This window comes from Fulvivirga sp. M361, from assembly GCF_007097395.1.
Taxonomy (GTDB): domain Bacteria; phylum Bacteroidota; class Bacteroidia; order Cytophagales; family Cyclobacteriaceae; genus Fulvivirga.
Window position 1 is genome coordinate 129,118 of record NZ_VKDC01000020.1, and the last position, 21,753, is coordinate 150,870.

26 protein-coding genes are annotated in these 21,753 nt (G+C 39.6%); 19 read left to right on the top strand and 7 right to left on the bottom strand.

The genetic code is table 11. The features are described from left to right. From infA to FNH22_RS20690, 12 genes are all read left to right on the top strand, one after another. Positions 1-219, top strand: coding sequence for a translation initiation factor IF-1 (gene infA, locus FNH22_RS20635; protein WP_143400335.1), 219 nt, complete (start codon positions 1-3; stop codon positions 217-219). 5 nt (positions 220-224) lie between these two features. Continuing rightward, a complete protein-coding gene (gene ykgO / locus FNH22_RS20640) occupies positions 225-341 on the top strand; it encodes a type B 50S ribosomal protein L36 (RefSeq protein ID WP_002695078.1) in 117 nt (38 codons plus the stop codon). A 3-nt stretch (positions 342-344) separates the two neighbouring features. Then, the gene (gene rpsM, locus FNH22_RS20645; protein WP_143400336.1) at positions 345-722 is read left to right on the top strand and encodes a 30S ribosomal protein S13; all 378 of its coding nucleotides are present in this window, start codon (positions 345-347) and stop codon (positions 720-722) included. A 71-nt stretch (positions 723-793) separates the two neighbouring features. Next, a complete protein-coding gene (gene rpsK / locus FNH22_RS20650) occupies positions 794-1,186 on the top strand; it encodes a 30S ribosomal protein S11 (RefSeq protein WP_143400337.1) in 393 nt (130 codons plus the stop codon). A 20-nt stretch (positions 1,187-1,206) separates the two neighbouring features. Beyond that, on the top strand, positions 1,207-1,812 hold the full coding sequence (rpsD, locus tag FNH22_RS20655) for a 30S ribosomal protein S4 (protein WP_143400338.1): 606 nt from the start codon (positions 1,207-1,209) through the stop codon (positions 1,810-1,812). Between the two features lie 70 nt (positions 1,813-1,882). Next, positions 1,883-2,872, top strand: coding sequence for a DNA-directed RNA polymerase subunit alpha (locus FNH22_RS20660; RefSeq protein WP_143400339.1), 990 nt, complete (start codon positions 1,883-1,885; stop codon positions 2,870-2,872). 5 nt (positions 2,873-2,877) lie between these two features. Next, on the top strand, positions 2,878-3,549 hold the full coding sequence (gene rplQ, locus FNH22_RS20665) for a 50S ribosomal protein L17 (RefSeq protein WP_143400340.1): 672 nt from the start codon (positions 2,878-2,880) through the stop codon (positions 3,547-3,549). A 307-nt stretch (positions 3,550-3,856) separates the two neighbouring features. Further along, positions 3,857-4,960, top strand: a complete 1,104-nt coding sequence (gene carA / locus FNH22_RS20670) for a glutamine-hydrolyzing carbamoyl-phosphate synthase small subunit (RefSeq protein ID WP_143400341.1) — start codon at positions 3,857-3,859, stop codon at positions 4,958-4,960. 9 nt (positions 4,961-4,969) lie between these two features. Next, positions 4,970-6,244, top strand: coding sequence for a phosphopyruvate hydratase (gene eno / locus FNH22_RS20675; protein WP_143400342.1), 1,275 nt, complete (start codon positions 4,970-4,972; stop codon positions 6,242-6,244). An 81-nt stretch (positions 6,245-6,325) separates the two neighbouring features. Then, entirely contained in the window at positions 6,326-6,814 is a 489-nt protein-coding gene (locus FNH22_RS20680) for an MOSC domain-containing protein (RefSeq protein WP_143400343.1), read from the top strand. 44 nt (positions 6,815-6,858) lie between these two features. Further along, positions 6,859-7,146: a septum formation initiator family protein gene (locus tag FNH22_RS20685; protein WP_143400344.1), complete on the top strand. Its 288-nt coding sequence runs from the start codon at positions 6,859-6,861 to the stop codon at positions 7,144-7,146. Continuing rightward, entirely contained in the window at positions 7,143-7,691 is a 549-nt protein-coding gene (locus FNH22_RS20690) for a hypothetical protein (RefSeq protein ID WP_143400345.1), read from the top strand. The genes FNH22_RS20685 and FNH22_RS20690 overlap by 4 nt, the downstream gene beginning before the upstream one ends. 13 nt (positions 7,692-7,704) lie before the next feature. On the opposite strand, the gene FNH22_RS32710 is transcribed toward FNH22_RS20690, so the two are convergent. From FNH22_RS32710 to FNH22_RS20700, 3 genes are all read right to left on the bottom strand, one after another. Further along, positions 7,705-7,833, bottom strand: a complete 129-nt coding sequence (locus FNH22_RS32710; protein WP_255518117.1) for a hypothetical protein — start codon at positions 7,831-7,833, stop codon at positions 7,705-7,707. A 193-nt stretch (positions 7,834-8,026) separates the two neighbouring features. After that, on the bottom strand, positions 8,027-9,106 hold the full coding sequence (locus FNH22_RS20695; RefSeq protein ID WP_143400346.1) for an Ldh family oxidoreductase: 1,080 nt from the start codon (positions 9,104-9,106) through the stop codon (positions 8,027-8,029). Between the two features lie 14 nt (positions 9,107-9,120). Next, on the bottom strand, positions 9,121-10,059 hold the full coding sequence (locus FNH22_RS20700; protein ID WP_143400347.1) for an exopolyphosphatase: 939 nt from the start codon (positions 10,057-10,059) through the stop codon (positions 9,121-9,123). Positions 10,060-10,213: 154 nt separating this feature from the next. Here FNH22_RS20700 and FNH22_RS20705 point away from each other — a divergent pair, with 154 nt between their 5' ends. The 6 genes from FNH22_RS20705 (at position 10,214) to FNH22_RS20730 (ending at position 17,017) form a co-directional block, all read left to right on the top strand. Next, complete coding sequence (locus tag FNH22_RS20705) at positions 10,214-11,800, top strand: acyl-CoA carboxylase subunit beta (RefSeq protein ID WP_143400348.1); 1,587 nt, start codon at positions 10,214-10,216, stop codon at positions 11,798-11,800. Positions 11,801-11,898: 98 nt separating this feature from the next. Continuing rightward, complete coding sequence (locus FNH22_RS20710) at positions 11,899-12,969, top strand: M42 family metallopeptidase (protein ID WP_143400349.1); 1,071 nt, start codon at positions 11,899-11,901, stop codon at positions 12,967-12,969. Positions 12,970-12,983: 14 nt separating this feature from the next. Then, entirely contained in the window at positions 12,984-13,580 is a 597-nt protein-coding gene (locus tag FNH22_RS20715; protein ID WP_255518118.1) for a YfiR family protein, read from the top strand. 134 nt (positions 13,581-13,714) lie between these two features. Then, complete coding sequence (locus tag FNH22_RS20720; RefSeq protein WP_143400350.1) at positions 13,715-14,239, top strand: YfiR family protein; 525 nt, start codon at positions 13,715-13,717, stop codon at positions 14,237-14,239. A gap of 854 nt (positions 14,240-15,093) precedes the next feature. Then, positions 15,094-16,191 (top strand): PAS domain-containing sensor histidine kinase, encoded by a 1,098-nt coding sequence (locus FNH22_RS20725; RefSeq protein ID WP_143400351.1) that lies wholly within the window; start codon positions 15,094-15,096, stop codon positions 16,189-16,191. Between the two features lie 40 nt (positions 16,192-16,231). Then, positions 16,232-17,017 carry an ABC transporter substrate-binding protein gene (locus FNH22_RS20730; protein ID WP_143400352.1) on the top strand — a complete coding sequence of 262 codons (786 nt, stop codon included), beginning with the start codon at positions 16,232-16,234 and terminating at the stop codon, positions 17,015-17,017. Here FNH22_RS20730 and FNH22_RS20735 read toward each other — a convergent pair. Next, a complete protein-coding gene (locus FNH22_RS20735; protein ID WP_143400353.1) occupies positions 17,006-18,235 on the bottom strand; it encodes a 3-phosphoshikimate 1-carboxyvinyltransferase in 1,230 nt (409 codons plus the stop codon). The two genes, FNH22_RS20730 and FNH22_RS20735, sit on opposite strands and share 12 nt — an antisense overlap. Before the next feature lie 114 nt (positions 18,236-18,349). On the opposite strand from FNH22_RS20735, the gene FNH22_RS20740 reads away from it, so the two are divergent. Next, the gene (locus FNH22_RS20740; protein WP_143400354.1) at positions 18,350-18,535 is read left to right on the top strand and encodes a hypothetical protein; all 186 of its coding nucleotides are present in this window, start codon (positions 18,350-18,352) and stop codon (positions 18,533-18,535) included. Here FNH22_RS20740 and aroB read toward each other — a convergent pair. Genes aroB through pheA form a run of 3 tightly spaced genes read right to left on the bottom strand, consistent with a single transcriptional unit; the run spans position 18,526 to position 21,726 of the window. After that, positions 18,526-19,572, bottom strand: coding sequence for a 3-dehydroquinate synthase (aroB, locus tag FNH22_RS20745; protein WP_370513191.1), 1,047 nt, complete (start codon positions 19,570-19,572; stop codon positions 18,526-18,528). The genes FNH22_RS20740 and aroB overlap by 10 nt on opposite strands. 10 nt (positions 19,573-19,582) lie before the next feature. Next, the gene (locus FNH22_RS20750) at positions 19,583-20,650 is read right to left on the bottom strand and encodes a bifunctional 3-deoxy-7-phosphoheptulonate synthase/chorismate mutase type II (protein WP_221420317.1); all 1,068 of its coding nucleotides are present in this window, start codon (positions 20,648-20,650) and stop codon (positions 19,583-19,585) included. Next, positions 20,650-21,726 carry a chorismate mutase gene (gene pheA / locus FNH22_RS20755; RefSeq protein WP_143400356.1) on the bottom strand — a complete coding sequence of 359 codons (1,077 nt, stop codon included), beginning with the start codon at positions 21,724-21,726 and terminating at the stop codon, positions 20,650-20,652. Before pheA ends, FNH22_RS20750 begins: the two co-directional genes overlap by 1 nt. Positions 21,727-21,753 lie beyond the last annotated feature (27 nt).

The window sequence follows — 21,753 nt, forward strand, 5'->3', positions numbered from 1 at the left end:
ATGGCGAAACAGAAGTCAATTGAACAGGATGGTACCATAATCGAAGCATTGTCAAATGCCATGTTTAGAGTAGAATTGGAAAACGGACATGAGGTTATTGCACATATTTCTGGTAAAATGAGAATGAACTATATCAAGATTTTACCGGGTGACAGGGTAAAGTTGGAAATGTCACCATATGATTTGACAAAAGGACGAATTGTTTACCGTTATAAATAAAAAACATGAAGGTTAAAGCGTCAGTAAAAAAACGTAGCGCTGATTGTAAGATTATCAGAAGGAAAGGGAAAGTCTACGTGATCAATAAAAAGAATCCTAGGTTTAAACAAAGACAAGGCTAGTTTATGGCACGTATAGCAGGAGTAGATATTCCAGATCATAAGAGGGGTGAAGTGGCCCTAACGTATATTTTTGGTATAGGAAGAAGTTCGGCACAAAACATTCTTACCAAGGCTGGAATAGACTTGAGTAAAAAGGTGAAAGACTGGACGGATGAAGAGTCTAATACCGTACGAAGTATTATAAGCGAAAGTTTCAAAGTAGAAGGTGTGCTCAAGTCGGAAGTTCAATTGAGTATTAAAAGACTTCTGGATATTGGATGCTATCGTGGACTCAGACACAGAAAGAGCCTTCCTGTAAGAGGTCAAAGAACCAAAAACAATTCCAGAACTAGGAAAGGGAAAAGAAAAACTGTGGCTAACAAAAAGAAAGCTACTAAATAATAGTAACGCGTCACTGAAGCTGATGATTTAGATATTATTACAGTATCAAGTGACACTACTGCTGAATAGAAATGGCACAAAAAAGAAAAGACAAGGCAAAAAAAAGAGTAGTAAATGTCGAGGCTATAGGTCAGGCACATATCAAAGCTTCTTTTAATAACATCATTATATCCATGACCAATACTACTGGTCAGGTGATATCATGGGCGTCTGCTGGTAAAATGGGATTTAAAGGGTCTAAGAAAAACACTCCTTATGCTGCTCAAATGGCGGCTCAGGATTGTGCTCAAAAGGCGTTTGATCTTGGTTTACGTAAGGTAGAGGTTTTTGTAAAAGGCCCGGGCGCAGGTCGTGAATCAGCAATCCGTACCATACAAAATACAGGTATCGAAGTAACTACAATTAAAGATGTTACTCCCTTACCACATAATGGTTGCCGACCGCCGAAAAGAAGAAGAGTATAACGTATTAGAATAATAGATTAATGGCAAGATACAGAGGTCCCAAAGCTAAAATTGCTCGGAAATTCAATGAACCGATTTTCGGACCGAGTAAGGCTTTACAGAAAAAGAGCTACCCTCCGGGGCAGCACGGTCGAAACAGACGAAGGAAGCAGTCTGAATATGCCGTGCAGCTGGGAGAGAAACAGAAGGCGAAATATACCTATGGAGTTCTTGAAAGACAATTTTCTAACTTGTTTGATAAGGCGTCAAGAAGATCAGGTGTTACCGGTGTAGTTCTGTTGCAATTACTTGAGGCGCGTTTAGATAACACGGTTTTTAGATTGGGCATAGCTCCTACAAGAAGAGGGGCGCGTCAACTTGTATTGCACAAGCATATCGTGGTCAATGGAACCATTGTTAATATTCCTTCATTCAGCTTAAAAACTGGTGATGTGATAGAGGTTCGAGAAAGGTCCAAGTCACTAGAAGTAGTGGTAGATAGCTTAGCTGCAAATGGCTCTAAAAGATTCCCATGGTTAGAATGGGATGGAAGTCAATTGCTGGGAAAGGTAGTTGGAGTGCCTCAAAGAGACGAAATACCAGAGAATATCAACGAGCAGTTGATCGTCGAACTCTACTCTAAGTAATCTCTACATTTAATAAAATCAAAAGGCCTGGTTCATTTGAACTGGGTATAACTTTAAAGCTGAAACAACTATGTCGATTTTAGCATTTCAAATGCCTGACAAGGTCGCGATGGAAAAAGCGGATGATTTTCGCGGCTTGTTTACTTTTAAACCGCTTGAAAAAGGATATGGGGTAACCATTGGTAATGCGCTTAGAAGAATATTGTTGTCTTCTTTGGAAGGATATTCTATCACTGGTATTAAAGTACCAGGGGTACTACATGAATTTTCTACCATCGAGGGAGTTGTTGAAGATGTATCTGAAATCATACTTAATCTGAAAATGGTTAGGTTCAAGAAAATCGGGGAGTCGTTTGATAATAAGATCACAGTATCAATTAAGAACCAAAAAGAGTTTAAAGCCGGAGATATATCTAAATATACCTCAGCGTTTGAAATTCTAAATCCTGAATTGGTAATCTGTAACCTTGACGATTCAGTAGAGACCGAGATAGAATTAAATATTGAGAAGGGTCGTGGTTATCTGCCTGCTGAGGAGAATAAACCAACGGAGCAGGTATTCGGATATATTCCTATTGATGCTATTTTTACACCTGTAAAGAACGTTAAGTACAGCGTAGAGAATACCAGGGTAGAACAAAAAACTGACTACGAACAACTTGTCTTAGATATAGAGACTGATGGGTCGATTCACCCTGAGAAGGCATTGGAAGGAGCTGCTCACATTTTGATTCAACACTTCATGTTATTCTCTGATAAATCTATTGAATTAGAGACTGACAAAGCAGGTGAAATTGAGCAGGTAGATGAAGAGATGCTTCACATGCGTAAGCTTTTGAAGACCTCATTGAATGATCTTGATCTTTCTGTAAGAGCGTATAACTGTTTGAAAGCTGCAGACGTAAAAACGTTAGGTGATTTGGTGAGGCTTGAGATTTCAGATATGATGAAATTTAGAAACTTCGGGAAGAAATCGTTGGCAGAATTAGAGCAACTTGTTCAAGACAAGAACCTTACTTTTGGTATGGATCTCTCGAAGTATAAACTTGATGAAGAATAATTGAGATGAGACACGGGAAGAAATTTAATCATTTGGGAAGGACTGCTCCTCATAGAAAAGCAATGCTTTCTAATATGGCAACGTCTCTTATTTTAAATAAGAGAATATCGACTACTTTGGCTAAAGCCAAGGCATTAAGAAAATTTGTGGAGCCCATTCTTACTAAGGCTAAAGATGATACGACTCATTCAAGAAGAGTGGCGTTCTCTTACCTGAATGATAAAGAATCTGTTAAAACACTTTTTGACGAGGTGGCTACAAAAATAGCTGATCGTCCGGGTGGATATACAAGGATCCTGAAAACAGGTAATCGACTTGGTGATAATGCCGATATGTGTATTATTGAACTTGTTGACTACAATGAGCTGCTTCTGGATGATGCTCCTAAAAAATCAAAAACACGAAGAAGTAGAAGAGGTAAGAAAAGCAGTACCCCTGCCCCTGCAGCCGAAGTTGAAGCAACTGAAGTGGTAGAGGTTAGTGAAGCGGAAGTAATAGAGGAAAATACTGCTGAGGCTGTGGTGGAAGAAGCTGAGACAGATACAGTAGAGGAGGTGGAAGTACAGGCAGAAGCAGTGGTGCAGGAAGAGAATGAGTCAGAAGCAGAAGCTAGTTCTGATACAGAAGATTCAAATGATGAAAAAGAGGATAAAGATGATTCTGAGAAGAAGAATTGATATTGCCTTACCATAAAAATCAAGGGATTGGATTTATATCTAATCCCTTTTTTTATTTTTGCACCTGCGTAATCAGGAAAGCGCACCAAATCACTACATTAAATTGCAAAACGTTAGAGCTTACCGAACCGTCTTTCTTCCAGGTCGATTAGTATGTCTCGATACATGTTGCAATAATTCCAATCTACAAATTCTGAACTTGAGTGCATAAGCTGAGTATAGAGATAGCGCTTATTGGATCACCCGAACAGAAAACGGGTGATGTTATCAGGACTTTTGTACAGCTCGTAAAAACCGATTCTTAGATATGAAATTAACCAAGAGAGAGACAGCATATTTACTTTTAGAAGATGGCTTGTTACTTGAAGGCACTGCAATTGGGAAAAAGGGTACCAAGGGCGGAGAAATATGCTTCAATACAGGGATGACAGGTTACCAGGAGATCTACACCGACCCATCGTATACTGGGCAAATTGTCGTTAATACCACACCACATATTGGCAATTATGGGGCAATTGATGAAGAACAAGAGTCTGATTCTACTAAAATAAGTGGTATTGTGGTGAATGATTATGCTGATCTGCATAGTCGTGCAACGGCGGATGAAAGCTTGCAGGAATACCTGGAAAAGAACAATGTCGTAGGCATTGCTGATGTGGATACGCGCATGTTGGTTCGGCATATTCGTAGCAAAGGTGCTATGAACGCGATTATCTCATCTGAGATGGATATCGAGCAATTAAAAAAAGAGCTAGGCCAGGTACCTTCTATGGAAGGCCTTGAGTTGTCTTCTTCAGTCTGTACTCAACAGCCGTATTTTAGCGGTGACGAAAATGCGGCCATCAAGGTGGCAGTCTTAGATCTTGGTATTAAGACCAGTATTTTGAAAAATCTGAATTCACGTGGCGTATATTGTAAAGTCTTTCCTTCCAAGACAAGTTATAGTGAAATGAAATCCTGGAATCCGGATGGTTATTTCATTTCCAACGGGCCGGGAGACCCAGCAGCAATGGACTATGCAGTCGATACGTTAAAACAGATCCTGGACGAAAATAAACCTCTCTTTGGGATCTGTCTTGGACATCAGATACTAGCTCGTGCCTGTGATATATCTACTTATAAAATGCACCACGGGCACAGAGGATTAAATCATCCTATCAAAAATCTTACTAATGGACAAAGTGAGATTACGTCCCAAAATCATGGCTTTGTGATATCGGAAAATGATGTAGAGAATTCAGACATGATCGAAGCCACACATTTACATCTTAATGATAATACGGTAGCAGGTATAAAAGTGAAAAATAAAAATGCTTTCGCGGTGCAGTATCACCCGGAATCTTCACCAGGCCCACACGACTCGCGCTACTTATTTGATCAGTTTATTCAACTTATCCACGACAATAAATAATATTAAAAAATGAGCTTAATTGAAAGTATTCATGCCCGTCAGATCCTTGATTCAAGAGGTAATCCCACAATAGAAGTGGATGTGATCACAGATAATGGAACAATGGGAAGAGCCGCAGTTCCGTCAGGTGCTTCTACCGGTAAACACGAGGCAGTAGAACTCAGAGATGGTGATAAAAGTCGCTACATGGGCAAAGGTGTTCTTCAGGCTGTAGAAAATGTCAATTCGATGTTAACCGAAGAGTTAATAGGATTTAGTGTTTTTGAGCAAAACCTTCTGGATAAAATAATGCTGGAAGCAGATGGTACCGAAAACAAAGCTAAATTAGGTGCTAATGCGATTTTAGGTACTTCTTTGGCCATAGCCAAAGCCGCAGCACAGGAAGCAGGACAATCACTGTTCCGTTATATCGGAGGTGTAAATGCTAACACGCTGCCGGTACCGATGATGAACATTCTGAATGGAGGGAGCCATGCTGATAACGCTATTGATTTTCAGGAATTTATGGTAATGCCAGTAAAGGCAGACACATTTTCAGAATCATTACGCATGGGTACGGAAGTGTTTCATAACCTCAAAAAGGTACTGAGTGATAAAGGCTTCTCAACCAACGTGGGAGATGAAGGAGGGTTTGCCCCCAACATTCAGTCGAACGAAGAAGCGATAGAGATTGTATTAAAGGCAATAGAAAAAGCAGGGTATAAACCGGGTGAAGATATTTTTATTGCCATGGACGCTGCTACATCAGAATTCTATGATAGTAAAGAAAAAGTTTATCACTTTGAATCAACCGGTAAAAAGCTATCTTCTGATGAAATGGTGAGTTACTGGGGCGAATGGGTAAATAAATATCCCATTATCTCAATTGAAGATGGTATGGAAGAAGATGATTGGGAAGGCTGGAAGAAATTGACGGAGAAAATAGGAACTAAGACCCAATTAGTAGGAGACGACCTTTTTGTAACGAATGTAAAACGTTTAGGAGATGGTATAGATCAGGGAGTGGCGAATTCTATTTTGATTAAGGTGAATCAGATTGGTTCGCTAACAGAAACCATTGATGCAGTTAACTTAGCTACAAAAAATTCTTATAAAAGTGTTATGTCGCATAGGTCTGGTGAGACGGAGGATAATACTATAGCTGATCTGGCTGTAGCATTAAATACCGGACAGATCAAGACAGGATCAGCCTCGCGGTCGGATAGAATGGCTAAATACAACCAGCTGATACGTATTGAAGAGGAACTTGGTGAAATGGCATATTTTCCAGGCGTTAATTTCTAAGTCCCTACTTAGCTTTATTTATAATTATTGAGTATGTTATGGCACTGTTTTATGCAGTGCCATACTCATTTCTGGCAACCAATGTTAATTAAAGAACTAACGTCGAACTATTATCAAACAGGTAAGGTTACATGGATTGGTATTCGTATGTTAAGAAAAGAGCCATTAATAGCTGTGGATCGGATTAGTATTAAAATGGGCATTGGATTGGAAGGGGATCACTATACTTCTGAAAATGGTAAAAGGCAGGTAACACTTATTCAAAAGGAGCATATTGATGCAGTTTGTTCCTTTTTGAATCGTAAGGAACTGCACCCATCCTTGTTGAGAAGAAATATTGTAGTATCCGGTGTTAACCTCTATGCATTGAAGGGGAAAAATTTTAAGATTGGTAATGCTACCTTGACATATACCGGGGAGTGTCATCCATGTTCGCGTATGGAGAAGGACCTGGGTCGTGGAGGGTATAATGCTTTGAGAGGCCATGGAGGTATTACAGCTTCAGTGCTTGAAGGGGGTGAAATCAAACTCGGGGATGCTGTGAAGGCCTTGTCTACCCATGAATATTGAGAAAAATTCGTACTTTTATTAAGATTTTTTCAACATCGAACAAGATGAAACTACTTAAATTCACCAAAAATTTTTATATCCTTTTCTCACTTTTTTTCGTGATATGGATGCTTTTTGTAGATACTAATGATGTTTTCACTCAGTTTCAATTGAATCAACAGCGTAAAAACCTTGAAGACGAAAAAGCGTATTATATTGAAAAGATCCAGGAAGTAAAAAGGGACAGAGAAGAGTTGTTAGGTAATGATAAGCTGTTGGAAAAGTTTGCTCGTGAGAAATACCTGATGAAAAAACCTTCTGAAGATCTATACATAGTAGTTGAAGAAGAATGAAAAAAATAGCATTAACTCTATTTGTCAGTATGATCTGCTTTTATGGCTGGTCTCAGAACGGAAATGAAATCAGTGAAAGGTCTTCTGTGAGAGACCGGCTGTTTTTTGGAGGTAATCTTGGAGCTGCATTTGGTGATGTCACTTTTGTGGAAGTGGCGCCGCTGGTGGGGTATCGCGTTACAGACAAACTATCCGCAGGGCTACAGGTGCAATACAGGTATAGAAAAGACAAACGAACTACTCCTGACCTGGAAGCATCAGATTACGGTTTTAATCTATTCACTCGTTATAATTTATTTGCTCCCTTTTTCTTACAGGCCGAGTATGAATATCTGAGTTTTGAATTTTTTGATGTTCGGGAGAGGGCATTTTCACGTGATGGTCTTTCTAGCGTACTGCTTGGTGGCGGTATAGCACAGCCATTAGGAAACAGAGGCTTTTTTGTACTTACAGCCCTTTATAATATCACGTATGATGATAACGACCTGACAAATCCATACGATAGCCCTTTAGTATTGAGAGCGGGTGTCAATTTAGGCTTTTAATGCAGTGTAGGCTTTAGCTTTTCAATTCCACTTTTAATTTCCTGCCGACCTCTTTCAGGTCTTTAACCACTTTTTCATTTAAAGGGATGCCTTCTTCCTGAGTTTGACACGTTTTTGAGATAATAGATTGATATTGAGTCATTTATAAAATGGCTTTCGATATACAAATTATCTTAAGTACTTGATTATCTGATTTTTAGGCAGAAGGTCTGGTAGGGGTTTCTCGGCTACTGCAGTGAGTAGTTTTTGNGATGATAACGACCTGACAAATCCATACGATAGCCCTTTAGTATTGAGAGCGGGTGTCAATTTAGGCTTTTAATGCAGTGTAGGCTTTAGCTTTTCAATTCCACTTTTAATTTCCTGCCGACCTCTTTCAGGTCTTTAACCACTTTTTCATTTAAAGGGATGCCTTCTTTTATTCTGATGGCCTCCATTTCCCGTTCGGGGTCACCTGGTATCAATACGCTTTTACCCTCAATGGCTGCAGTTTTTCTGAACCTTTCTATCCAGTTGTCCATATGCTGTTTGAGTTCGTCTGCCGGACGAAAAGCGTCAATACGCATAGCACCTAAAAAGTGGCCTAAACCTTCACCTACAGGATTTTCAGGAAGGGGTAAAAAGCTGACAAATGGCGGTGCCCAGGGGCCATAATTTGCACCTGAAAAAACTGCTGAGAAAATATCCACGACCGAACCAAGTGCATACCCCTTATGACTGCCGTGCTCCCGGTCGCCTCCTAATGGCAATAAGGCGCCGCCTTTTTTAAGTTCATGAGGGTTGGCTGATGAGTTGCCCCGGCTGTCCTGTATCCATCCATTTGGGGCTTCCTGATTTAGTCTTTGTAAAATTTCCAGTTTACCATTTGCAGCCGTAGTTGTTGCCATATCAGCTACAAAAGGTGGTTGTTTGTCTGCAGGTATGGCTACAGCTATCGGATTGGTTCCTAACATTCGCTCAGTTGCAAAAGTAGGGGCCACCAATGCACTGGCATTTGTCATTGCTATACCTATCATATCTTTTCCCACAGCCATTAAGGTATGATAACCTGCTATACCGAAATGATTCGAATTTTTCACACTTACCCACCCACTACCCACCTGGGTTGCCTTATTCATGGCTATTTCCATAGCTTTAGGAGCTACTACAAGCCCTAGGCCACTATCTCCATCTACTACAGCTGTGCTGGGTGTTTCATGTACCACTCTAATGTCAGGAGTGCTGTTGATCCTTCCTGCTTCCCAAAGCCTTACATACCCTACCAATCTGGCGACTCCGTGGGAATCTATTCCTCTAAGGTCTGCGCTAATTAACACATCTGTTGCCAAAGAAGCGTCAGCTCTGCTGCAACCGATGGCCAGGAATACCTCGTTGGTAAATTTCTTTAAAACCTTCTCACTAAAAACGTTTTCCATAAATCGGAGCGAATTTAACGAAGTAATTTGCCATCTACAATTTGTGCCAATACACCTTCTTTTAACGAATAGGTTGAAACACGGATGTGATTAAAGGCATGAGCATTAAGCAGGAAGTCAATAATACAGGAAGCCACCACAATCATGTCAACACGTATCTCGATCATTCCTGGAATATGCATTCGTTCATTTCGGTTCTTCCTTATCAGTTGCGCATGTATATTTTTATATGCCTTAATGGTCAGAGGAGTTTCTGTTTGCTCCGAACCTGGTGTTATACCTTTTTCCAGGCAGTAGACTTCACTTAATGTGTCAAAAGTGCCAGAAGAGCCTATTAGAACGTTTGGATTGTATTTTTTCGCTGCTTGCAGCAGAGTTTTAAGGAACTTCGATAAGTATTCATTCAGGGCATTTACTTCTTCTTCTAATATCGGGTCATGCCGTTGAAATAGGTCCAGCAGTCGTTGTGCTCCTATTTCGAAGCTTTGCTTCCACAATAAATCGTCTTTTTGGGCGATGACAAATTCTACACTACCACCACCTATATCCATGATGAGAGAATTTTTCTTTCCAATATCTAGTGCATCGTTCACGCCCCAAAAGATATGTTCTGCCTCATCTTGACCAGAAATGATATTGATGTCTATATCATATAATTGAAATATCTTTTTCTTTAAATCGGGACCATTTTTGGCATTACGAAAAGCGCTGGTGGCGAAAGCAAAAATAGCCGAGACTTTATAGTTGTCGATCAAAGACCGAAACGCTTTCATTGCATTCAGGGCTCTTTTCTGGGCCTCTTCATGAATGACCTGATCATTTATTCCTTCCCCTATTTTTACCAGTTGCTTATCCTGAAACAGGACGTATTTCTGTCCGGCGTTGTGCTGAGCGATAAGTAAGTGAAACGTATTAGTCCCACAGTCGATAATAGCCACTCTTTTCAATGACATTTTTTACTGCAATATAACCATACATTTTGAGCGGACAGTTCGGTTTTAGGGGTTAAATGAAAACCTGTTATGTTCGATGGTGTTTGCATGTTTACCCTGGCTTTAAATCATTACTTGTTATATTTGGCGGACATCCAAAAAACTGACTATATCTATGGCAAAACAACTTGATACACGCATTTATACCATGCCTACGAACAAAGAAAAGTTCGATTTACTGGCTAAAAAAAATGAAGAAACTTTAGTAGGTGGGGGGCAAAAGCGTATTGATGCCCAGCATAACAAAGGTAAGCTGACCGCAAGAGAACGAATACAACTGCTTCTGGATGAGGGTACTTTTGAAGAGATTGGAAAGTTTGTCATGCACCGATGTAACGACTTTGGGCTGGACAAAGAGTATTATTTAGGTGATGGGGTGGTGACAGGTTATGGAACTGTGAATGGCCGTCTGATTTATGTTTTTTCACAGGATTTCACTGTGTTTGGAGGCTCACTTTCTGAAACTCATGCAGAAAAGATTGTGAAAATCATGGACTTGGCTATGAAAAACGGAGCCCCGGTTATTGGGTTAAATGATTCAGGAGGTGCCAGGATACAAGAAGGGGTAGTTTCACTCGGAGGTTACGCTGACATATTTTATCGAAATACGATGGCGTCAGGTGTTGTACCTCAGATATCCGCTATAATGGGACCATGTGCGGGAGGAGCAGTTTATTCTCCGGCTATCACAGATTTTGTGCTGATGGTTGAAAATACCTCGTATATGTTTGTTACAGGACCCAATGTAGTCAAAACAGTTACACAAGAGGAAGTATCGGCTGAAGACCTTGGGGGCGCCAGCACCCATAGCACAAAAAGTGGAGTGACACATTTTGCATGCGCAAACGAGGTAGAATGCATCGATCATATTAAAAAGTTACTGGGCTATATGCCTCAGAATTGTGAAGAAAATGCACCAATACACCCGTACGAAGCTACAAAAGAAGAGGTAGTAGAAGCGCTAAATGACATAGTACCTGATAATCCGAACCAACCTTATGATATGAGGGATGTGGTGGATCTCATAGTAGATTCAGAAAGTTTTTTGGAGGTACATAAAAACTATGCAGAAAATATAGTGGTGGGTTTCGCAAGATTAGCGGGTAGAAGTATCGGTATTGTAGGTAATCAACCATCGGCATTGGCAGGTGTATTGGACATTGATTCCAGCAAAAAAGGTGCGCGTTTTGTCCGGTTTTGTGATTGTTTTAATGTTCCATTATTGGTATTGGAAGATGTTCCCGGATTTTTGCCTGGTACGGACCAGGAGTGGAATGGCATTATAGCCAATGGGGCTAAGTTACTTTATGCATTTAGTGAGGCTACTGTTCCAAGAGTCACGGTGATTACAAGAAAAGCTTATGGTGGTGCCTACGACGTAATGAATTCAAAGCATATAGGTGCTGACATGAACTTTGCCTGGCCCAATGCCGAAATAGCTGTGATGGGAGCTAAAGGGGCTTCTGAGATTATTTTTAAACGTGAAATTGCACAGTCAGAAGATCCTGAGGCAAAGCTCCAGGAAAAAATTGATGAATATACCAGTAAGTTTGCTAACCCATATAGAGCTGCGCATAGAGGGTATGTCGATGAGGTAATACTTCCTCAAGATACCAGGATCAAACTCATTAAGGCTTTTAAGATGCTTGAAAATAAGGTTGACACCCTGCCTAGAAAAAAGCATGGGAATATTCCACTTTAGGAAGAATGATCCTTAATAGATATAGTTTTAATCGTGACATCAAATTGGTCAGCCGATACTAAATATTATAATGGTTTGATCAGCTTAACTAAATATAAATGGATAAAAAGAGTGCTCATTTTCTTAAAAAGTATCTAAACAACGCATCACCAACGGGTTTTGAAAGATCAGGACAAGAGATATGGTTAGAATACCTTAAGCCATATGTTAATGAATATATGACGGATACCTATGGTACAGTGGTTGGTATTATCAACCCCAAAGCCGAGTATAAAGTAGTAATAGAGGCGCATGCCGATGAAATTTCCTGGTTTGTTAACTACATTACAGATGACGGATATATTTATGTTAGAAGAAATGGTGGTTCGGATCATCAGATAGCCCCTTCAAAGCGGGTAGATATCCACACTGCCAAAGGCATAAAAAAGGGAATTTTTGGATGGCCGGCTATTCACGTTCGAAATCACAATAGTGAAGAAAAACCTACGCTAAAAAATATTTTTGTAGATGTTGGCTGTACTTCCAGGGAAGAGGTGGAAGAGCTGGGAATACATGTAGGCTGTGTTATGACTTTTGATGATGAGCTTATCACCTTAAATGATCAATATCTTACCGGTCGTGCGCTGGACAACCGAATAGGGGGATATATGATAGCTGAGGTGGCGAGAAGAATAAGTGAAAATAAGGAGAAACTCCCATTTGGACTGTATGTGGTGAATGCGGTACAGGAAGAAGTAGGACTACGCGGAGCTCAGATGATTGCCGAGAGAATAAAGCCCGATGTTGCTATTGTGACAGATGTATGTCACGATACTACATCTCCAATGTACGATAAAAAGGAAAGCGGTTATCAAAAAGCTGGAGAAGGGCCGGTGTTGACGTATGGGCCGGCAGTTCACAACAATCTATTGAACATGCTTATAGAAGTAGCAGATAGCACCAAGGTGCCATTTCAAAGAGCGGCAGCGTCAAGAGCTACTGGTACAGATACCGATGCGTTTGCCTATTCTAACAGGGGGGTGGCTTCTGCCTTGATTTCTTTACCATTAAAATACATGCACACCACTGTAGAAACGGTGCATAAAAGTGATGTGGAGAACATCATAAAACTCATGCATGCATTTTTAATTCAATTGAAAAGCGGCTATGATTTTAGATATATAAAGTGAAGTTGTTTTTTTAAATGTTTAACAATCATTTGTTCGTTAAAGGAATCAAAATCAGTAATTTTGCAGGTGATCAGCAATTATTTTTTAAAATGAAATCTATCAAGTTCTATTTGGCAATCCTGATCTTAGTCTGTTCAGTGATTCAAACTTCCCGCGGGCAAGAAAGACCGCAACATGAGTTACATTCTATGATGATCTACAATTTCCTTAAGTACATTCAGTGGCCTGATGGAAAGAATAGTGGAGATTTTAGAATTGGTATAGTAGGTTCAGATGATGTATTTAATACGCTCAATACCTGGTACGGAAATAAAACAAGAGGTAATAAGAATTTCATTATTCAGAAAATGCGACCTGAAGATGATTTATCTCAATGTCAATTGATTTATGTTGGTAAAACGGCGAGTGCCATGTTTGATAAAGTGTTATCCAAAGTAGCAGATAAACCGGTATTAACTGTAACCAATAAAAATGGCTTAGGAGAAGCAGGAAGTTGCATAAACTTCAAAGTGGTTCAAAATCGATTAAAGTTTGAACTCAATCAGGAAGCTGTTAGTAAGACTAACTTAAAGACTTCTAGTCAATTAACTAATATGGCAATACTCATTTAGTCTATATTTAGGATATTTTGTCCCATTCTGGGATATTTTGATTTTATAAAAAGGCCTTTTCTGCACAGAATAGGCCTTTTTAGTTTGGTATGCCATTTGACTAAAGTTTTGAACACCATCTTAACTTAACAGCCATGAAAAAAATTACTTATTTCACATTAATTGTCTTACTGTCGTGCTTTTCGTTCATCGGAAAGGCCCAGGAGAGCAACGGCAGACCGATGTATGAGATACATTCTATGATGATGTACAATTTTACCAAGTACATACAATGGCCGAACAACGGTTCAGGAACTTTTACGATAGGTATTATAGGTGATGACGACGTCTTCAAAACTTTAAAATCCTGGTACACAGGAAAAACTGTTGGCGAAAGAAAACTAAACGTAGTTAAATATAATAGTGTATCTGAGATCAATTCTTGCGATATTCTATACGTATCTCGTAGTAATAGTAAAGACTTTGAGTCTATTCAGAGTAAATTAAGTAACGAGGCGACATTATTGATAACTGATAAACAGGGGCTTGGTAAAAAAGGCAGTGATATCAACTTCAAATTAGTAAATAACAGGTTGGCATTTGAGCTTAATATGGCATCAATCAACCAATCGAATCTAAAAGTTTCAAAGCAATTAATGAATATTGCTATACTTATTTAGACCTTTATGAGTGCTTTAATTCTTAAAGGGATTGCTTAAGCAGAGGCAGTCCCTTTTTGTTTTAATGTAGTTTTGTGGTATATATATTATACTTGGTATTGCTATGCTACCAGCACAGAGATTTTTTTAAGTGCAGATTTTTAGATTGATCGTCATTGTTATAAGGCATTTTTTCAACATTATCTTTGATTTTTTTATTGAAATGTGGAGTACGGGTTCTACGTACTTGTTTAATTACGTGTATCTGCTGAAATCGTCAAAGGATATCTTGTCCATATTTGTCCCTGTTAATAACAAGGGGAGATAGGATGGAGCACAAAACCAAAAATTTACATTGGCCTTACTCCTTAGTGTTCTTATGGCAAGCATAATTTTTCCTTGGGAAGTGAGGGGAGAATAAAGGGAATATGCTCTATCATGAAGCGTAAGTTTACTATATACATTCAAATGACCTAACGATTTTTTAGTGTTTATCATGGAAATGCGTCACCAGAGTGTTGAAAGCATTGGATATTTGGTATGGCGGATAGATTAAGAGTGCAACAAGTATATCATTCAACAGTGTATAATGATCAATAAGCTAACAAGGTACATAAGTTATTTCCTGACAATGTTCACAAAAGGTATTTCAATGTATTGAAAGCTAAACTAGTCAGTAGCTTGACACTGATAATTACCAATAAAACAGGACTCGGGCCACGAATTAGTTCTAATATTTACGAAGATGGACAATTGTTTGATACTTGAATGGAAACCACAGGCTGATGAAAGAGCCACACTAACCGTAAGTTATAAGCCCGTATTATCAGGAAAAATCATAAAGTAATACCACTTGAATTTAACACATTGAAGCTATGGAGGAGAATGATAAAGTAAGTGCATGCACCTTCAAGAAGCTAGTTGATAGATCTAACGATATAATTTTATTGACCAATGGAAAGTTTAGGGTTGAGTATGTGAATGATGCTGTATATACCGTATTAGGTTATCGTATAGAAGATGTGGTAGGTAAAAGTTTGTTTCAACTTCTCGGTCCGGCAAAGGCGTCGATATTGGAGAGTTTCATTGCAGAAGGTGATAAAAAAATTTCTGCGAATGGGCTAACAGAAGTAGCTATTCAATCTAAGGATGGTAAAAGTATACATTTTGACATTGATTTGATGGATATGCGTCTTGACCCCGAGGTTAAAGGGTGGGTGATTACGTTATATAACATTTCAAAAAGAAAGCGTATTGAAGAAAAACTTTTAAAAACAAATACTGAGCTAGACCATTTTGTATATCGCACATCACATGATTTGAGGGCACCTCTGCTTTCGGCATTAGGATTAATTGAGTTGGCAAAAAGAGATGATGAGTGGGACAAAGAGGGCTACTTAAAAATGATTGAGGCCAGCCTGAACAAGCTTGATGTTTTTATAGAAAGTATAAATAGGTTTTACTCTAATGAAAAATTGACTGTACGAAAGGAAGTGGTAGACTTTGATTTCATGCTGCAGAATGCCATTACTGGTATCAAAAACATGGATCCGACGGGTAATATTGACATTAAGTACACTCTTGGTAAAATATCGGATCTGTATTCAGACCCTAACCGACTCAAAATCATTATCGAAAATGTTCTCTCTAACTCAGTTAAATATAGCGATGATGAAAAAACAGCTTCCTATGTGAATATTGACATACAGATTACACCCGACAGGTGTAAACTAAGGTTTGATGATAATGGTATTGGCATTCGGAAAGAACGCCTCAATCGTATTTTTGACATATTTTATAGAGCGGACGAAGGTTCACAGGGTTCAGGTTTAGGGCTGTATGTCGTTAAGGATGCGATTGACAAATTAGGTGGACATATCGAGGTTCAATCCGAGTATGGTAATGGTTCATCTTTCATTATTACAATACCCAATTTCCTGGGTGCTGAAATTGCCGGTCTGAAATACGACTAATACCACTCTTTTTTGTTGCTACCTTTTAATTTTGTCAGTGATGATAAAATTAAAAACAGTGAAAGACCAGATAGGGAAGGAGTTACAAATACCTTATTTTCCTGCTAAAATCATTTCCCTTGTTCCTTCACAAACAGAATTACTTTTTTACCTTGGTATGGGTGCCAAGGTTGTGGGTGTTACAAAGTTTTGTGTCCACCCTTTACATGCCAGGTCTAAAACTATTATTGGCGGTACTAAGAAATTTAACTTCGATAAGATCTACAGGCTTTCACCGGATCTTATCTTAGGCAATAAAGAGGAAAATTACGCCCAGGGTATTTTTGAGCTTGGTAAGAATTACCCTGTTTGGGTAAGTGATATTTTTAATTTGCAAGATGCTACTGATATGATCATGCAAATAGGTCAACTGGTGAATAAGGCCGATAGGGCAAATCAGTTGGTAACAAAAATTGAAGATAGGTTTTCATCGCTTGAAGCAATGAAAACAAAAAAAGGCCGGGCACTCTATTTCATATGGAGAGAGCCATACATGGTAGCCGGTGGCAATACCTTCATTAATGCCATGCTGGAGTATGCTGGGTTTGAAAATGCAGCAGCACATCTGGACCGCTATCCTGAACTAAGTGAGGAAGATATTAAAAAACTCAACCCGGATTACCTTCTACTATCTTCTGAGCCCTTCCCCTTTACTACTAAATACATAAATGATTTTCAGCTTAAATTCAAAAGTAAAAACATCCATTTAGTGGATGGAGAGTACTTTTCATGGTACGGTGACCGCTTGTTAGGTGCGGCTGATTACTTCGAAAAGCTAAGTGTGTAAGATGTTGAAATCAGCCAGTTCAAGGTCTTTCCAATATCCTGGATAAGATTTGTTCACTACTGACGGGTCAAGGATGGATATAGGCATTTGTGTTGCCAATGGCCCAAACGCCATTGCCATCCGGTGATCTTCATAGGTCTCTATAGTTACTTCTTGTGCACCGGAAACTTCAGCAGCCGGGTTTAATACCCACTTTCCGTTCTCTTCAGTAAGAGAGCTTCCCAATTTTGACAGTTCCGTCTGTAATGCCGAGATACGGTCAGTTTCTTTGATCCGCAGGCTTTCCAGGCCTGTCATTTCACATATGATACCTTTAACAGCACATACAACGGCTACGGTCTGAGCCAGGTCCGGACAATCAGTAAAGTCTATCGATGTATTTTTAATATGGTCTTTCCGTCTCAAATAAGCCCCTTTTTCAGTAAAAGTAGTTTCTACACCCAATGGTGTCATGATATCAGCTATCACTCTGTCTCCTTGAATGGAATGGTCCTTAAGCCCTGTTAGCAAGACATTACCCTTCGTACTCAATGCTATGATACTATACCAATAACTGGCAGCCGACCAATCCGGTTCTATAGGGTAGCGGCAAGGTGTATATGCCTGATGTTCTACACGAATTTGAGCGCCGTGCCAGGCTGACTTCACCCCAAATGCTTCCATCACTTTCAAAGTCATGGAAATATAGGGCTTACTTCCTACTTCACCGATTAATGTTATATTCAGGCCTTCCGGCAGGCAAGGTGCAATCATCAACAATGCTGAAATGTATTGACTGCTCACATCCCCTCTGACTTCGAGGTTATTATTCTTCTGTTTTTGAAAAGGAGCAATTTCAATGGGAGGGAATCCATCATTATTTAAATAGGTGATGTCTGCACCTAATACCCTTAGAGCATCTACCAATACTTTTATGGGCCTTTGACACATTCGCGGTGTTCCGGTAAGTACTTTGTTTTTCTTTGATACAGCCAGGAAAGCCGTTAGAAAACGCATTGTAGTGCCTGCATCCAACACATCCAACTCTTTTTCATCAGAACCTAGTAGGCGCAGCATAGTTTGCGTATCCCTTGCTTCGGAAATATTTTTTAAATCTGAATCATTGCCATTGGCTAACGCGTTGATGATCAGCGCCCTGTTAGCAACGCTTTTTGAGGCAGGTAAAATGATCTCTACATCCTTGATCTCACTCTTTTTATTTATTCTAACCTTATCCATTTTTTATAAAAGATCTATTACTCTAAACTATTCTGCCCTTGAAAACGTAGTATAATACGAAACTAAGCATAATTGGTATGCTTTGTGTTGTGACAATCTAAAAAACTAAAGAACATGAATAAATCAGGAAAATGGACTTTAGCTTTGGGTTTGGCTGCGGGTGCTGTGTTGGCTTTTACGCTTACCACCCGTACGGGTAAAAAGGTTAGAAGTGAGACTTCAAAAAGAGTTTCAGCTACCAAGTCCGGAATTAGAACCAAAGCTCTTGCCAATGATGACTCTGAAATACATTACGTCTGAAGAGTATAGTATTGTAATGACTGTTGGATCTCGTCCTTAGAGATTTCAGTATCCCACTGAGCACTTCCGACCTCTTTTAAAAGTGCTGCCATAATTCTATTGCCCTTATTCTTTTTATCCTGAATAGCATAATTGCTGATTTCCAGAATGTCATTTTCATTGAGCTTAATCCTTTCAAAAATCAAGTCGATGTAATCAACGATTTCTTTAAGGGAATCATTGTCAATGAACTGTCGATTATAACTAATGTAAGCTTCTGTTATCATTCCTGCAGCTACCGCCTCACCATGCAGTACACTCCTGTCATGTCTTAATAGATAACTTTCCACGGCATGTCCTATGGTATGTCCAAAATTTAACGTTTTCCGTAGCCCTTTTTCTGTCGGATCTTTTAGTACCACATCAGCTTTCAGGGTCACCGAATGCCTAAGAGTATCCATCCAGTCAGTGGCTGGGAAACTATTCTTTTTGATCGTTTCCCAACCTTCAGCGTCGGCAATTAAGTTATGCTTTATTACTTCAGCATACCCTGAACGTAGTTGGCGTTCAGGCAGGGTCTTCAAAAATATGGGATCAATGATCACCTGGTCCGGTTCGCTAAACAAACCGATGTGGTTTTTGAAATGATCAAAGTCTATTCCCAGTTTTCCGCCTACACTTGCATCTACCTGCGCGAGTAACGTGGTAGGTATGTTGATGAATGCTATCCCCCTCTTATAGGTTCGGGCGCAAAAGCCACCCATGTCTCCGATTACACCCCCTCCCAGGTTGATCAATACTCCCTTTCGATCAAAGGACTGTTGGGTGAGTACATGCCAAATAGCCTTACAGGATTCCAGGTTTTTGTGGATTTCACCACTTTTGATCTGGATCAGCGTATGTTCCGGCAAGTGTGCTTTAATTACATTATAACAATGCTCATGTGTGTTCTCATCTACTAAAACGGCCACATTAGTATAAGCCTCAGAAATTATTTTTTGCTGTAAAACCAGTGGTACCTGGTTAGTGATGATAACGTTTTCAGTTATAGTGTCCAATGTTTTCCAGTTAGTTGTTAAAAATGTCCGTCTGCTTTCTAATGGACTCCGTATGAATTGTTTTATAAATATCTTCTATAAATTCGGAATTTAGATTTAGGGTTTTGCCCCATTGTTTACGAGAAGTAAGGATAGCTTTCCAGCGTTCAAGTTGTAATATGGTGACATCATTTTCCTTTTTATATTGCCCGATCTCTTCTATTAATGTCATTCGGGTTGCGAGGTGTTCTACCAGGTCATGGTCAATGCTGTCAATTTTATTTCTCAGTTCTTCTAACTTACTGGTGAATAAAGCGTCCTTGTTAGTATCACTTCTTATAGTCAGTTGTTTTAGCATTTCAGCCAATTGCATTGGAGCAACTTGCTGTTTCGGGTCGCTGAGTGCCTGGTCCGGGATAGGATGAACCTCTATCATTAGGCCGTCATAACTCATATCCAGGGCTTTCTGGGCTATTTCCGTAACCATCGAGCGGTCACCGGCAATATGGCTGGGGTCACAAATAAGCGGTAAATCAGGTAAATGCTGTTTTAATTCAATAGCTATTTGCCATAAAGGCTCATTTCTGAATGAAGATTTTTTAAAGGAGCTGAATCCTCTGTGGATAGCAGCGATCTTTTTAACACCGGCCCCAGCAATGCGCTCTATACAGCCTAACCATAATGCGAGGTCGGGATTAATAGGGTTTTTAATGAAAACGGGAATATCTACACCGGTTAGTGCATCAGCTATATCTTGTACAATGAAAGGGTTGACGGTCGTACGGGCACCTATCCAAATAATATCTACACCATATTTAAGGGCAAGTTCCAGGTGTTGCGGTGTAGCTACTTCTGTGGCGAATTGTACTGGAATTTCTTTTTTTATGGATGCCATCCATTTTAACCCTTCTTCCCCTACTCCTTCAAAATGATTAGGTCGGGTACGAGGTTTCCAGATCCCGGCCCTGATCACTTTTATGCCTAGCCGATAGATTTCTTTAGTGATTTCCCGGAGTTGCTCAGAAGACTCTGCACTGCAAGGACCTGCCATGATCCATGGCCTCCGGAGGTGCTGCCTCCATGTGCTATCTATTTCCATCAACACAATTTTGGATAACTTCCTAACCATTTGATCTGGTCAGGATTTTTTTTCATCACGCCTTGTATGGCGGGATCATCTATATGTCCATCAAACTCTATGAAAAACCAGTATTTAAACTTTTTACCATCTTTGGCAGGATAACTTTCAATTTTCGTAAAATTAACACCAGCTTCATGGAATTTCTTTAAAAAGAGTACAAGACTTCCGGGTTTATCCGAAATCTGGGCAAGGATGGTTGTTTTATCACTGCCGCTAATTGAATTCTTGTAAGAATTACTCAATATCAGGAAACGGGTGTAATTATCCGGACTATCCTGTATGTTGGCAAATAAGATAGGTAAGTTATACATCTTTGCTGCAATATGAGAGCATATCGCAGCGCTTTCATCATCCATGGAGGCGAGCAAGGCTGCCTTTGAAGTTGATTCGACAGGAATTTGATTTACATTGGACCCAAAATATTCCTTCAGGAACTTACTGCATTGCCGGAAAGCGATATCCTTTGAGTAAACTTTTTTTACGTTGTTAATATTATCGGTTTGTGTAGCAAAAGAGAAGTGAATGGGCATAGGTACCTCCGCTACAATATTGACATCACAAGAACTAAGGTGGTTCATTGTTTCACCCACTATACCTTGCTGATTGTTTTCAATCGGTACGAGTCCATACCGGACCCTTTCAGAAGTGACGGACTCGAATACGGACTGTATAGTGTTCAATGAAATGTACTCACTCATGGCCCCAAACCTGGCTTCTGCAGCTTGATGTGTAAAGCTTCCTTCCGGTCCCAGGTAAGCCACCTTTTCAGGCATTTCTATATTTCTGCTTACCGCGAATATTTCCAGGAAAATGGCTTCTATGGCCTGTTGATTAAGTTTGCCTGAGTTGATAGATGAAAGTCGCTGTATAATGGCTTTTTCCCGTTCCGGTCTGTAGATGGTGGCATTAGAAGTTTTTTTGATCTTACCCACTATCTCCACCAGTTCCATACGCTCATTCAACAGATCTAGCAATTGCTGGTCTATATCATCTATTTTTTCACGAATCTGTTCTATACTTGTCACATCTTTCATACCGATTTAAAGATATTTAAAATAAAA